Genomic DNA, 13,506 nt, shown 5'->3' on the forward strand with positions numbered 1-13,506 from the left:
GCGCGCGACACACTTCGCTGTCGTCCCGGCGAACGCCGGGACCCATAACCACAGGGGGTTATGAGGCAGGCAACTGGCAGCCGCATCCCTCGATAGCTTCCGCGGTATGGGTCCCGGCGTTCGCCGGGACGACACCGTGAGCTAGGTGCGGTCGGAGCGCTTCAGCTTGCCTTGCATCGCCGCCATCACCGCGCCCAGCAGCAGCAGCGCGGCTGAAACGTTCAACGCGTAGGTCAGGCTTCCCATCGCATCGGTGATCGCGCCGACGGCGAAGGGTCCGAGCGTCTGGCCGACGCCGAACGAGATGGTCAGCGCGGCGATCGCGCCCGGCCAGGCGCTCTGTGGCAGGTTGAAGCGCACGAAGGCGGTGGTGGCCGTGGTCACGGTCGAAAAGGCGATGCCGAACACAGCGGCCGACAGCGTCAGCATGACAGGCGAATGGCTGAGCGAGGGCAGGGCGGCGCCGATCGCGTTGATGGTGAGGATGAGGGCGGTGGGCCAGCCGCCGCGGTCGAGCGCCAGCACGCGCCGCCACACCCAGGGCGTGGTGAAGCCGGCGAGGCCAATGAGACACCAGAAGCCTGATTGCGCCGCGGCGCCGCCGCCGAGATCGCGCACATACGCGATCATGAAGGTGAGATAGGCGATATAGCCGGCGCCGTAGAGGAAGTAGCAGAACAGATAGATCGCCATCGGCCGCAGCGAGACGCGGTCGGTGCGGGTCTCCGCCGTGGCGGCGTTCGCCGGGAGCCGCATCGCGAGCAGCGGCCCGATCAGCACCGCGCCGACCGCGGCGAGCACGGCCCATACGATCCACCATGAGCCGGGCCCGAAGGCCTGCAGCACGAAGGGGGCGATCAGGCCGGAGATGACGATGCCGAGCGGCGGCCCGGCATAGAACAGGCTCAGCACGAAGCTCGCCTGCGCCGGCCGCGCCAGGGCGACCCGCGCCGCCAGCGCGCCGCCGGCCACCAGCGCGACGCCGGCGCCGATGCCGGTCACGAGCCGCGCCAGGCTGAGCGCGATGAAGTCACCGGTCATGGCGCACACCACGAGCGAGGCCAGCGCCGCCAGCGTTCCGCCGCGCACTGCGGCCAGGCCGCCGTAGCGCCGGGCCAGCTGCGCGGCGATCAGCGCGCCGATGAGATAGCCGGCGGCGTTGACCGTGTTCATGAAGCCGGCCGCCGAGTATGACCAATGCAGGCTGTCCCGCATGTCCGGCAGCACGAGCGCGTAGGCGAAGCGGCCGATGCCGAGACCGATGATCGGACCCAGCGACAGCGTGAGGTTGGTCAACGCCGGGTGGGCCGGTGTCGGGTCGGATGGGGAGGCTGGCAAGACATGCTCCGGCGCGGCGATCGGCCGGCAATTCATGCTATTCGGCCGCGATTTTCGCGCACATTACCGCCCACCTCGCCGCGACAGAAGTGGTGCGCCGGCAATGGTGGCTTGCCAACGGCGCAGGAGGGCTTTAGCACTCCGCCGTTTTGAGAGATCCCGTCATTGCCGGGCGCCTGCTTTCGATCCGCTCGAGGCAGACCGGCAATCCAGCCATCCCAAGGATGGATGCCCGCGCAATGCCCCGGCATGACAAGCCCCGTGAGGACAACGACCATGGCGACCCAGAAGCTCCTTTTGCTGCCCGGCGACGGCATCGGCCCCGAAGTGATGGCCGAGGTGAAGCGCCTGATCGGCTGGCTCAACGCCAAGGGACTGGCCTCGTTCGAGACCGAGGACGGCCTGGTCGGCGGCGCCGCCTATGACGCTCATGGCGCCTCGATCTCCGAAGCCGACATGGACAAGGCCAAGGCGGCCGACGCCATCATCTTCGGCGCCGTCGGCGGTCCGAAATGGGATGGCGTTCCCTACGAGGTGCGTCCCGAGGCGGGCCTGCTCCGCCTGCGCAAGGATCTCGGCCTGTTCGCCAATCTGCGTCCCGCCGTGTGCTATCCGGCGCTCGCCGATGCCTCCAGCCTGAAGCGCGAGATCGTCGAGGGCCTCGACATCATGATCGTGCGGGAGCTCACCGGCGGCGTGTATTTCGGCGAGCCAAAGACCATCACCGATCTCGGAAACGGCCAGAAGCGCGCGATCGATACTCAGGTCTACGACACCTATGAGATCGAGCGCATCGCCCGCGTCGCCTTCGACCTCGCGCGCAAGCGCAAGAACAAGGTGACGTCGATGGAGAAGCGCAACGTCATGAAGTCGGGCGTGCTCTGGAACGAGGTCGTCACCGCGGTCCACAATCGCGAGTACAAGGACGTCACGCTCGAGCACCAGCTCGCCGATTCCGGCGGCATGAACCTGGTGAAATACCCGAAGATGTTCGACGTCATCGTCACCGACAATCTGTTCGGCGACATGCTGTCGGACATCGCGGCGATGCTGACCGGATCGCTCGGCATGCTGCCGTCCGCCTCGCTCGGCGAGGTCGACGCCAAGACCCACAAGCGCCGCGCGCTGTACGAGCCGGTGCATGGCTCGGCGCCGGATATCGCCGGCAAGGGTCTCGCCAACCCGATCGCGATGCTGGCCTCGTTCGGCATGGCGCTGCGCTACTCCTTCGACATGGGCGCGCTCGCCGACAAGCTCGACGCCGCCATCGCCGCCGTGCTGGCCTCGGGTCTGCGCACCGCCGACATCAAGGCCGAGGGCTCGACGCCCGCTTCGACCACGCAGATGGGCGAGGCGATCATCAAGGAGCTGGAGAAGCTCGCGGCGTAGTCGGGAGCTGACGGCTTTCGTTGTCGGACGAGCCTTCGCCGCGCTGACACTGCACTCCCCTCCCCCTTGCGGGGAGGGGTCGGGGGTGGGGGTCCACACCCAGTGAGCTCAGCTCATGGCAAGGCCCTATCTCTCCGAACCAACATTTCTCGTCGTCGCGCGTCTCGTGATCTGATCTGAGATCGCTCCTCCATGCCAGGAGGGTAAGCGCGCGCTCGCACCGTCGTTCGCTTTTCCGCGTGTTGTCCAAGTCTTGCTGCTATTTTGCGTAATTGCTGTCTGCTTCGTTGCAGGGTCGGCCTTCCCCCAACCGAAGCTCACCGGCAGTGCTTACAATCGCGAAGCTGGTACATATGCGCGTCTCATATTCTCGCGATGGAATTGCCGAACTATCGAGCGGCCCGTAGAGAGCGTCGACCATTACAAATAATCGACCAGTACCGTTGGCCAGGTCAGCTATTTGTCCAGGCGTTATGGACATTCCTTGGGAGTCAAATTCGACACCCCTGGCATCCGGAAACAAAAATGCACGCCCAGATTCTCCGATAGACGGCCAATTAGTGCTCCTCGCATGGCCTGGTCCATCCCAGTCAGTGGCGCTGAGAGCAAGAACGAGTCTTGGGAGCTTTCCAATATTGGTTAGCCTGAACTTCACAACCCTTGAATCTCCACGCTTATCGTTGGCCGACCGTACGGTGAAAGTGTCGGGTTCGAAGTCGACCTTGATATACGGACGGGTTTGGATCTCGTTGGCCTGCTGAGAGGTGCGCAGGGCGCAATAAGTTAGCGTGACGGCTCCGAGGGTCAGGAGAGTGTAGATGCCAACACCTATGGTGGCGCCTCTAGTCCACAAAAATATGCTGTGCTCGTGTTCGGAACGTTCTTGTTGGAGGGCTTCGTATCGCTCCGCAAAAGCGGTTATGGCAGCAATGATTTCATTCTGCGAGGTAGATGGTTTGTCGTCCAAATTGGTTTGGGAACCCTGATCGCTGTCTTGGGGCATTTTTTTCTCTGAGAATGATTGTTTTCTCTGCGTTGCAATGTGATGTGGCAGTAGCGCGCAAAATCGTGCTTACCTTTGCTGCGGTCCGCTGCGTGAGGACGATATTGTGCTAGTTTGATAGCTAGTTGAGCTCAAGGCAATCACCTTCCGTTGCAAGGGGGATGGGAGCCACACCAACGTCTCGTGAAGAACCGTACTACTAGAGGCCTGCTCCCACAGGCTCGGAAGGGTGATCCCGCTGCCCGCCGGGCAAATCAGATCAGCGGAGGTGCGGGATCCGCTTCAAGGAGCCAACGGCACCACGTGCCATATCGCTCAAAGTCCGCGGCGGCAAAAGTCAAGTTTCGCTTGTGCGTTCAATTCGATCGCTTGGAGCAGTCCGCTCTGCCGCAAATTTCAGCTTTCGCTTTTTCAGAATTCGTGCTTCTCTAGTGGCATCCTGCTTCGCTGCAAGGGGCGTTTCGCGATCGTCACGAGGCGTGAGGCGGGGATGCGGTGGCCTGTTGGAATCGCAGCGTGCTCTGAGCGCGCGGACGAACGGTTCCGGCAGGACGACGAAATCGCAGGGTCCCGGCATCCCGATGCTGATGCCAAGCTGTGCGGAAGATGATCCGCGCGGCGACGGTGGCTAACAAGCCCGGCACACCGAGGAGACTGCGTATAAGTCGTAATCCATCGCGCAGGGAAGGCCGGGTCGGTCCGGCTGTACCTGTGGTTCCTGCCCCGTGCATTCTTTCCGCACGGGGGCCACGGGCCTCAGCCGAGGCTCGGCCTTCCCTGCGCCCTCGCTTCGGAAGAGGGCGGAATTGATCGCAACGCTCGGACGCGAAAGCGGGCGCGAGGATGAATCATCGTGCCAAAAATTCGGTTGTCGTCCGCGCGAAGGCGGGGAGCCATCCTTGTCGACGCCGATGCGAGGCACGCTGGAGCGACGCGATGATGCGCCAACGGCCGCCGGTGGCGATGGATCCCGCGGTGGCTATGGATCCCGGCGTTCGCCGGGATGACACTGAACGGGAGGTGGTAGATGCGGGCTCGCGGATGGCGTTCGATGTGTCAGCCATGTCCCCGAACGCCCGTGAGCCATCTGTCCGAACGGTCGCCAGCGGCGCATGACGGAGAGAGGTTCATGGCGACCACCCCAGAAACCAAAAAGGCCGGGCAGAGCCCGGCCTCGGTGATCAGATGACGCGGCCGTCCTCAGTAGGGGATCGGAATCCGGGTCGGGTAGCCGCCGAGATCGGACGGCGCCATCAGCGGCTGGCGGTCGATCGGCCGGTTCAGGTTCTCGCGCGCGAAGGAGGGATAGCCGACGGCCGGCGGGAACGCATAGTCGGAGAACTTGCGGTCGCCCGGAAGCACCTCGGTGCCGCCGTCGAGGAAGGAGCGGCGGGTGATGTAGATGCGGGTGCGCGGGCCGGACTGGTAGGAATAGTTCGGATTGCCGCTGCTATAGGTGGTCGTGACGCGGCGCTTGGCGGGAGCGGCATCGGCCGAGGTGACGGCAAGAGACGTGACGGCAAGACCGGTCGCGACGATCACCGCCAAGGCCTTGACCCGGGTCGCAGCAGAAAATTCAATCATCACGTCCTCTTCCTCGCGCCAAAAGGGGCGGGCGCTCGCCATGCGCATGATTTGGCTCGCACAATATCTGGGTCGGCTGTGGCATCACAAGGTCATTCCCGCGGCCGCACCGAAGATAAATTCCCGCTGTGGCGGGAAAGTTGCATCAAAATCCGTCACTTGGCTGCCGATGCGGACGCCCGAATGGGGCGCGGTCACGCCCAGCAACATCCGGACGCAGGCGGACATTCACAGCGCGCCGCGCAGCCTCGGATTGGCGGTCGACGTCACCCAATCGGGGCTGCCGGTGGCGACGGCGGGTTCGTCGCAGCCGCCGCGCCGCTGATCGGACCCCGTGAACAGCTGGCTCAGGGCCCGGTGCCGGTCGGGCGCCAGCAGGGTCAGCCGGTTGAGCATGCAGCCGACCATGGCGCGGCGCGCCGGCATCGTCACGCCCTGGCACGACCAGCCGGAGATCCGCAAGCTCGGCTCGGCGATGGTCTTGAGAAAGCCGAGGCAGGCCCCGGCGCCCTCGGGCGCCCCGGCCCGGCGCACCAGGCCGACTGGGCCGAACCGGCTGTCGATCACGCCCGCGGTCTCGAGTTCGGAGGCGGTGCTGCGCCCCATCCGGACCGCGAGATCGGCCCGCGGATCACGCCTGGCATCGCGCTCCGATCCGAACCGGTAGACCTCGAGCTCGGCAGTCGGCCGATCGGCGGGCTCGCCCCAGCGCAGCACGTCCTTGCGGCCGCCTTCGGGGTGGGTGAGCACGGTATAGGTGGCGGTCCTGTCGGGCTGGTCGGTGAGGCGGAGCGAGAACGCCGGCACTGCCGCGTCGGCCAAGGTCCAGCCGGCGCGGCCGGGCGTGTCATCGCCGCGGTCGAGATGGTTCCAGCCGGCCACGCCGAGCATGGCGATCAGCGCCAGAGCCCCCACATAGGCGAACAGGCGCGCAAACGTGCCGCAGACCTCGTCCGCGAAGCTCTTGAGCCCTTGCAGGACGGACCCGGATCGGGGCACTGCGGCTGTTCTGGCCGAATTGGACTGCATCGAATGCGAGACGTCGTGGTAACGTTGTGTCAGGGACGTTTCTCGCATAGAAGCGCTGCCGCTTCGGTTTCCGCTGACATACGCGGCCGGCCTTATTTCTTCGGAGAGTGAACGATGGGTTACAAAGTCGCAGTGGTCGGCGCGACCGGCAATGTCGGACGGGAAATGCTCAATATTCTCGACGAGCGCCAATTCCCCGCCGACGAGGTCGTGGCGCTGGCCTCACGCCGCAGCGTCGGCGTCGAGGTGTCCTATGGCGACCGCACGCTGAAGGTCAAAGCGCTCGAGCACTACGATTTTGCCGATGTCGACATCTGCCTGATGTCGGCCGGTGGCTCGGTGTCGAAGGAGTGGTCGCCTAAGATCGGCGCCGCCGGCGCGGTCGTCATCGACAACTCGTCGGCCTGGCGCATGGATCCCGACGTGCCGCTGATCGTGCCGGAGGTGAATGCCGACGCCGCCGCCGGCTTCAACAAGAAGAACATCATCGCCAATCCGAACTGCTCGACCGCCCAGCTCGTGGTCGCGTTGAAGCCGCTGCATGACAAGGCGAAGATCACGCGCGTCGTGGTGTCGACCTATCAGTCGGTGTCCGGCGCCGGCAAGGATGCGATGGACGAATTGTTCTCGCAGACCAAGGCCGTCTATACCAACGACGAGCTGATCAACAACAAGTTCCCCAAACGCATCGCCTTCAACGTCATTCCGCAGATCGACGTCTTCATGGAAGACGGCTTCACCAAGGAAGAGTGGAAGATGATGGCGGAGACCAAGAAGATCCTGGATCCGAAGATCAAGCTGACCGCGACCTGCGTGCGCGTGCCGGTGTTCGTCGGCCACTCCGAAGCCGTCAACGTCGAGTTCGAGAATCCGATCACGGCGGACGAGGCCCGCAACATCCTGCGCAACGCGCCGGGCTGTCTCGTGATCGACAAGCACGAGCCGGGCGGCTACGTGACGCCTTATGAGGCGGCCGGCGAGGACGCGACCTATATCAGCCGCATCCGCGAGGACGGCACGGTCGAGAACGGCCTCGCCTTCTGGTGCGTGTCCGACAATCTGCGCAAGGGTGCGGCGCTGAACGCGATCCAGATCGCGGAAGTGCTGATCAACCGCAAGCTGATCACCGCCAAGAAGAAGGCGGCCTAATAGACGCACGGTGCGCCGTCGCCCCGGTAAGCGTCATGGCCGTCGCATATGACAATGGAAGTCTGGGGATCGTCTGTCTCTAAGTCGTCATGGCCGGGCTTGTCCCGGCCATCCACGTCGTTCGGCATGTTGAGGACCACGTGGATGCCCGGGACAAGCCCGGGCATGACGGAGTCACTAATCAGAAGGGTCGTTCGCGGGCGAGACCTGGTGGGATGACCGAGCGGATTCGGGGTGGGGTCGAAATTGGCTGAGAGCAGCAAGACCGAGTCAGCGGCGCAAGCGCCCGTGCCTGCCAAGCACGCGCCGGGTCCGCTCGAGCGCGGGCTTGAAGGCTTCCTGTTCAAGAGCCGCTGGCTGATGGCGCCGTTCTATGTCGGCCTCGTCGTCAGCCTCGCGGTGCTGTTGTTCAAGTTCGTCCTGCTGCTGTGGGAGAACATCGTCCATCTGCCCTACGCCAAGGAGAGCGACATCATCCTCGGCGTGCTCAGCCTGATCGACGTCTGCCTCACCGGCAATCTGGTGCTGATCGTGGTGTTCTCCGGCTATGAGAACTTCGTCTCGCGCATCGATCCCGGCGGCCATCCCGACTGGCCGGAATGGATGACCAAGGTCGACTTCGCCGGCCTGAAGCAGAAGCTGCTCGCCTCGATCGTCGCGATCTCGGCGATCCAGCTCTTGAAGGCGTTCATGAATCTCGACGCCGGCTACGACTCGACCAAGCTCGCCTGGCTGGTCGGCGTGCACATGACCTTCGTGGTGTCGACCCTGATGCTGGCGCTGTCGGACCGCTGGTCGGGCGACCATTGATGGGCGGCGAATAGCGAGGCGCGAATGGCGAATAGGGCAGGTGAGCTACTCGCTGTTTCCCATTCGCTATTCGCCAGCGCGCGCGCTCTTGAATTCCTTGGTGGACTTGTCGAGCACGAACAGCGAGCCCTCGGCGACGCCGAAATAGGCGCCATGGAGCTGAAGGTCTCCCGCCTCGACGCGGCTGCGCACGAACGGGAAGGTCATCAGGTTCTCGAGGCTGCGGAACACCGCGGCCTTCTCGATCCGGGTGACGAAGTCCTGGAAACTCTCATGCGTGCGCTGCTCGACGACCTCGCCGGGCTTGATGAACATCGACATCCAGCGGCCGATGAAGTCGCCGGGCGACAGCGGCGCGGCCTTGTCGACGAAGGCGCGGATGCCGCCGCACTGGGCATGGCCCAGGATGACGATGTGCTTCACCTTCAGCACGGTGACGGCATATTCCAGCGCCGCCGACACGCCGTGCGCGTTGGCGTCCGGCTGATAGATCGGCACCAGGTTGGCGATGTTGCGCAGCACGAACAGTTCGCCGGGGCCGACGTCGAAGATCACTTCGGGCGAGACGCGCGAGTCGCAGCAGCCGATCACCATCACTTCGGGCGACTGGCCGCGCTCCGAGAGCTCGAGGTAACGGCTCTGTTCGGTCGGCAGGCGTTGGGTGGTGAAGGCGCGGTAGCCTTCGAGCAGGCGTTGCGGAAACGAGATCATGGATCCTGCCTAAACACATGCGGCTTCCGGGAACAAGCCTTTCGGGCCGGCTCCCGAAATGGTATCGCGGGCCGCGCCGATAAACCAAGGGAAACGCCGAAATGATCCGCCCGCGCCGCAGTCTTTTGTTCATGCCCGGCTCCAATGCGCGCGCGCTGGAGAAGGGGCGGAACCTGCCGGCCGACGGGCTGATCCTCGATCTCGAGGATTCGGTGGCGCCGGACGCCAAGGCCGCCGCCCGCGACCAGATCGCCAAAGCGGTGGCGGCCGACGGCTACGGCAAGCGGGAACTGCTGATCCGGATCAACAGCCTGGATACGGCGTGGTGGAGCGACGACGTCGCCATGGCCGGACAGGCGGCGACCGACGGCATCCTGGTTCCCAAGGTGTCGACCGTCCAGGACCTCCGCCTGGTCACGGATCGTCTGGCCGAGGTCGGGGCTGATCCGGCGCTGAAGGTATGGGCGATGATCGAGACGGCGCGTGCCGTGCTCGATGCCGATCTGCTCGCGGCCACCGTGCACGAGGACGGCTCGCGACTCGCCGGCTTCGTATTCGGGCCCAACGACATCTCGCGTGAGACCCGCATCCGCATGCTGCCGGGCCGCTCCACGATGCTGCCGATGATCAGCCATTGCATCCTGGCGACGCGCGCCCATGGGCTGGAGATCCTGGACGGGCCTTACAGCGATTTCGCCAACACCGACGGCTTCGCGCAGGAATGCATCCAGGCTCGCGATCTCGGCTTCGACGGCAAGACACTGATCCATCCCGGCCAGATCGACGCCTGCAACGCGATCTTCACCCCGCCGGCCGACGAGGTCGCTGCGGCACGCAAGATCATCGCCGCGTTCGAGTTGCCGGAGAATGCCTCGCGCGGCGCGATCCAGATCGAGGGCCGCATGGTCGAGCGGCTGCATGCCGAGATGGCGCGGCGCACGATCGCGATCGCCGACGCGATCGCGGCGGCGGCGAAGTGAGGCGTCAGATGCGGCGGAGGCTGAGGATGTAGTTGACGAGGTCGCCGCGCTGCTCGGCTGTCAGGATGACGTTCGGCATCGTCGGGTGGCTGCTCTGCAGGAACACCTTGAGCGACAGCTCGGTCGTCGACGGCATGTTGGCGACCGCCACGAAATCGGGGGCGGTCGTGGTCTGGGCTCTCGCCCCGCTGGCGTCGATGGCGTGGCAGGTGCTGCACCAGGCCTCCGCCAGCTTGCGTCCCGCCTGCACGCTGTCGGCGGCCGGCGTCACCCCGCCGGCATTGTGCAGCCGGATCAGCAGCATCGCGCCGAGCGCGAGCAGGATCGCGGCGCCGACATGGAGCCAGGTGTTGCGGTGCAGATTCGGCAGGCTCATCGCATTGCTCCGCTGGATGGGAGGGAGACGGCGATCAGTGCTTGACCGCGGCGCTGCCCAGGCGGTCGATGGTCGGGGCGTTGAGGCAGTACTCCTCGTAGTGCTCGGCGCTCGTGCCGGCGGCGAGATCGCGATGGCAGCGCGGCTTGTCCTTGCACATGGCGCAGACGCGCTCCATGTCGCGCAGCACCAGCGGCTCGGCGCGCCCCAGCGCGGCCTCGTCGATGCCGAGCGCCTTCAGCATCTGCGGCAGCTCGTCGGCGGCGTGCTCGCCTTGGCGGACCAGCTCGTCGAGATCGGCCGGCGTGACCTGCAGGTCCATCGCGATGCGCTCGAAATCGTCGCGGTCGAGCTGCCGGAGCTCGCTCAGCTCACGCCGGTGCCGGAGCCATTGCGCGAACGTATCGATCAGGAACTGAACCCGCGGATAGGGCTTGGCGTCTACGGTCATGACACGTCTCCGATGATTGACCGCAATCAATCACCGGGTGGACGCGTGGACGTTGCGGTAGATCAAGCAGCAAATCGGCTCTGCGCCGGCCGCAAAGCTGCCCGGCGACGGTCAGCGCGAGGCAAATCGCTCGGCCGCCCACGCATAGAGGCTGCCGGGGATCGGCGCCTCGCCGCCGCGACCCTTCGGCGAGATGTGCAGGCCGATGATCTGGGGATCAGCGATCAACCCGGAGAAGTCGGACGGATCGAAGAACGCCTTCGGCTCGGCATGCACCGCGTAGAAGCTGCGCTTCGGCAGCGCATGGCGTAGCGAGCCATGGCGGCGGCCGAGCGCCGTCAGCGCGGCCGGGCCGAAGATGGCGACGCGGATGTCCGACAGGCGGTCGGAGCCGCCGCGCAGGCGGCGCAGCGCATAGGTGAGGCGGTGACGCAGCGACAGCCAGTTCGGCGTCAGCGCGTCCTGGGCCATCAGCGCGGTGAATTCGGCGACGATCGGATCCTCCGGCGGCAGGTAGAGCACGGAATTGCCGAGCTGCCGCGGCCGCTCCCAGGCGAAGTAGGGCAGAGCCGGATCAATCTCGACCGGCCTGAGCAGCAGCACGTCGGCATCGAGCCAGAGGCCGGCGCGTTGTGCCATCAGCCGCATCCGGAAGAAGTCGCTGAACTGCAAGGTGGTCCAATCGCGCCAGCTGCCGTCGGGCTGCGGCGGCCTGAGACGTTCGGAGAATGCGTAAGGAAGGATCGCCTCGGCCTCGGCATTGCCGACCCCGTCGGGCAGGCCGGGCAGCGGATCGAAGCTGTAGACCGTGACCTTGTGGCCGGCCGCGAGCTGCGACCGCAGGCAGGTCTGGCGCAGCCGGTCGAGCGGCCCCCGCCAGAAGGTCACGACCTCGGGCACTACACGCGTCAACGGCGGACCTGCTGGGCTGCTCTCGAAACAAGGCCCCGGACGAGGTCCGGGGCCCGTGAACTCTCGGCTGTCAGGCGGGGCTCAGGCCCAGGCGCGCTCGGCCAGCTTGGCCTCATAGCTGTCGATCGAGGCCTTCTTTTCCAGCGTCAGGCCGATGTCGTCGAGCCCGTTGAGCAGGCAATGCTTGCGGAACGGGTCGATGTCAAACTTGACGGTGCCGCCGTCGGGGCCGCGGATCTCCTGCTTGGCGAGATCGACCGTCAGGGTCGCGTTGGCACCACGCTCGGCGTCGTCGAACAGCTTGTCGAGATCGGCCTGCGACACGCGGATCGGCAGAATGCCGTTCTTGAAGCAGTTGTTGTAGAAGATGTCGCCGAACGAGGTCGAGATCACGCAGCGGATGCCGAAATCGAGCAGCGCCCAGGGGGCGTGCTCACGGCTCGAGCCGCAGCCGAAATTGTCGCCGGCGACCAGGATCTTGGCGTTGCGGTACGCCGGCTGGTTGAGCACGAAATCCGGGTTCTCGCTGCCGTCGTCCTTGTAGCGCTGCTCCGAGAACAGGCCCTTGCCGAGGCCGGTGCGCTTGATGGTCTTCAGGTACTGCTTGGGGATGATCATGTCGGTGTCGACATTGATGATCTTCAGCGGCGCGGCGACGCCTTCCAGCGTGGTGAACTTGTCCATCGGGGCACCTTCGAGAATACGGGCAGGCCGCTGTTTAGCCCGAACGGCGGGACGGATAAAGTCAAAATCCCGGTGCTATCGGCGGGATCGTCAGTCGACGGACGCCTCGATCGCCTCCATGTCGTCGTCGGACATTCCGAAATGATGGCCGATCTCGTGGATCAGGACATGGCGGACGATGTGGCCGAGGCTCTCGTCGTGCTCGGCCCAGTAGTCGAGGATCGGTCGGCGATAGAGCCAGATCATGTTGGGCAGGCGCGGCAGGTCGTCATTGCTGCGAAACGGCAGTCCCGTGCCCTGAAACAGGCCGAGCAGGTCGAACTCGCTTTCGGCCTGCATCTCGTCGAGCACCTCCTCGGTCGGAAAGTCGTCGACCCGGATGACGACGCCCTCGCACATCCTGCGAAAATGCTCGGGCAGACGCTCGAACATCTCGTGCGCCATGACTTCCATGTCGGCGAGCGAGGGGGCTTTCAGATCTGTCCACATTGCCGCCTTCTAGCCCGGCTTTGATCATCTTGCATCTTGGTTCTATGACATGTGTGGCGGAGCTGGTTGACGCAGGGGATGAAACCGGCGACCGTGACGCGCGAACTGGGGGGTGGGGGACAGATGAGGCAGATGTCGATGGTGCTGGCCGGAGCGGCGCTGGCTGCGGCGGTCGTGGTCTCGATCTCGGCGGCAGCGCAAGCGGAGCAGGCCGCCGGCGCGCGCGGCGCCGTGCAGAGTGAGGTGAGCACCGATCTCTCCGCGCAGCGCCGGCAACGACGAATCCAGATCTATCCGCGCTACGAGGGTCATTGGCAGCCCGACGTGGTGCCGCGCTTCAATCCGGGGCCGAACGCAGTTCGGGTATGCGATGCCACCTATGTTCCGGAGCATCGGCCGAGCGGCACCGTGATCGTCCCGCATATGAGTTGCATCTGGCGACGCGGCTGACTCCTGGGTCCCCCGCACTGATCGGCTCGGCAGGCGCGCACATGATCTGGTCGCGATCGATCGCGACGTTGCCCTGATGTTACCGTCCGGACACAGTGCCGATATGTCGCGCACTGCGGCGGAACCACGCGCGACATTCGGCATTCTGCTC

15 protein-coding genes are annotated in these 13,506 nt (G+C 65.2%); 5 read left to right on the forward strand and 10 right to left on the reverse strand.

The genetic code is table 11. The annotated features are described in order from the left end of the window. Positions 1–141: 141 nt before the first annotated feature. Positions 142–1,338, reverse strand: a complete 1,197-nt coding sequence (locus ACQR10_RS03050) for a YbfB/YjiJ family MFS transporter (protein ID WP_434911781.1) — start codon at positions 1,336–1,338, stop codon at positions 142–144. A 276-nt stretch (positions 1,339–1,614) separates the two neighbouring features. Here ACQR10_RS03050 and leuB point away from each other — a divergent pair, with 276 nt between their 5' ends. After that, positions 1,615–2,727 carry a 3-isopropylmalate dehydrogenase gene (gene leuB / locus ACQR10_RS03055; protein ID WP_434911782.1) on the forward strand — a complete coding sequence of 371 codons (1,113 nt, stop codon included), beginning with the start codon at positions 1,615–1,617 and terminating at the stop codon, positions 2,725–2,727. A 259-nt stretch (positions 2,728–2,986) separates the two neighbouring features. Here leuB and ACQR10_RS03060 read toward each other — a convergent pair whose 3' ends face one another. The 3 genes from ACQR10_RS03060 to ACQR10_RS03070 form a co-directional block, all read right to left on the reverse strand. Continuing rightward, complete coding sequence (locus tag ACQR10_RS03060; RefSeq protein ID WP_434891449.1) at positions 2,987–3,730, reverse strand: hypothetical protein; 744 nt, start codon at positions 3,728–3,730, stop codon at positions 2,987–2,989. Positions 3,731–4,930: 1,200 nt separating this feature from the next. Then, on the reverse strand, positions 4,931–5,314 hold the full coding sequence (locus ACQR10_RS03065; protein ID WP_434911783.1) for a hypothetical protein: 384 nt from the start codon (positions 5,312–5,314) through the stop codon (positions 4,931–4,933). A gap of 228 nt (positions 5,315–5,542) precedes the next feature. Further along, a complete protein-coding gene (locus ACQR10_RS03070; RefSeq protein ID WP_434911784.1) occupies positions 5,543–6,343 on the reverse strand; it encodes a hypothetical protein in 801 nt (266 codons plus the stop codon). 114 nt (positions 6,344–6,457) lie between these two features. Here ACQR10_RS03070 and ACQR10_RS03075 point away from each other — a divergent pair, with 114 nt between their 5' ends. Beyond that, positions 6,458–7,492, forward strand: a complete 1,035-nt coding sequence (locus ACQR10_RS03075; protein WP_316238545.1) for an aspartate-semialdehyde dehydrogenase — start codon at positions 6,458–6,460, stop codon at positions 7,490–7,492. 288 nt (positions 7,493–7,780) lie between these two features. Then, positions 7,781–8,302 carry a TIGR00645 family protein gene (locus tag ACQR10_RS03080; RefSeq protein ID WP_434846046.1) on the forward strand — a complete coding sequence of 174 codons (522 nt, stop codon included), beginning with the start codon at positions 7,781–7,783 and terminating at the stop codon, positions 8,300–8,302. Between the two features lie 66 nt (positions 8,303–8,368). Here ACQR10_RS03080 and ACQR10_RS03085 read toward each other — a convergent pair whose 3' ends face one another. Further along, positions 8,369–9,013 carry a carbonic anhydrase gene (locus ACQR10_RS03085; RefSeq protein ID WP_316238543.1) on the reverse strand — a complete coding sequence of 215 codons (645 nt, stop codon included), beginning with the start codon at positions 9,011–9,013 and terminating at the stop codon, positions 8,369–8,371. Positions 9,014–9,114: 101 nt separating this feature from the next. Between ACQR10_RS03085 and ACQR10_RS03090 the strand changes: the two genes are divergently transcribed. After that, complete coding sequence (locus ACQR10_RS03090; RefSeq protein WP_434911785.1) at positions 9,115–9,993, forward strand: HpcH/HpaI aldolase/citrate lyase family protein; 879 nt, start codon at positions 9,115–9,117, stop codon at positions 9,991–9,993. A gap of 4 nt (positions 9,994–9,997) precedes the next feature. Here ACQR10_RS03090 and ACQR10_RS03095 read toward each other — a convergent pair whose 3' ends face one another. From ACQR10_RS03095 to ACQR10_RS03115, 5 genes are all read right to left on the reverse strand, one after another. Then, positions 9,998–10,369, reverse strand: a complete 372-nt coding sequence (locus ACQR10_RS03095; RefSeq protein WP_315800740.1) for a c-type cytochrome — start codon at positions 10,367–10,369, stop codon at positions 9,998–10,000. A gap of 34 nt (positions 10,370–10,403) precedes the next feature. Beyond that, entirely contained in the window at positions 10,404–10,820 is a 417-nt protein-coding gene (locus ACQR10_RS03100; RefSeq protein WP_434881653.1) for a DUF6455 family protein, read from the reverse strand. Between the two features lie 111 nt (positions 10,821–10,931). Beyond that, the gene (locus ACQR10_RS03105; RefSeq protein ID WP_316215504.1) at positions 10,932–11,732 is read right to left on the reverse strand and encodes a hypothetical protein; all 801 of its coding nucleotides are present in this window, start codon (positions 11,730–11,732) and stop codon (positions 10,932–10,934) included. An 81-nt stretch (positions 11,733–11,813) separates the two neighbouring features. After that, positions 11,814–12,416, reverse strand: coding sequence for a 3-isopropylmalate dehydratase small subunit (gene leuD / locus ACQR10_RS03110; RefSeq protein ID WP_315800737.1), 603 nt, complete (start codon positions 12,414–12,416; stop codon positions 11,814–11,816). 90 nt (positions 12,417–12,506) lie between these two features. Then, positions 12,507–12,905, reverse strand: coding sequence for a metallopeptidase family protein (locus tag ACQR10_RS03115; protein WP_315800736.1), 399 nt, complete (start codon positions 12,903–12,905; stop codon positions 12,507–12,509). 141 nt (positions 12,906–13,046) lie between these two features. Here ACQR10_RS03115 and ACQR10_RS03120 point away from each other — a divergent pair, with 141 nt between their 5' ends. Continuing rightward, a complete protein-coding gene (locus ACQR10_RS03120; protein ID WP_410051388.1) occupies positions 13,047–13,355 on the forward strand; it encodes a hypothetical protein in 309 nt (102 codons plus the stop codon). Positions 13,356–13,506: the final 151 nt, after the last annotated feature.

Origin of the sequence: Bradyrhizobium sp. HKCCYLRH2060 (assembly GCF_051168135.1) — a bacterium.
GTDB lineage: Bacteria > Pseudomonadota > Alphaproteobacteria > Rhizobiales > Xanthobacteraceae > Bradyrhizobium.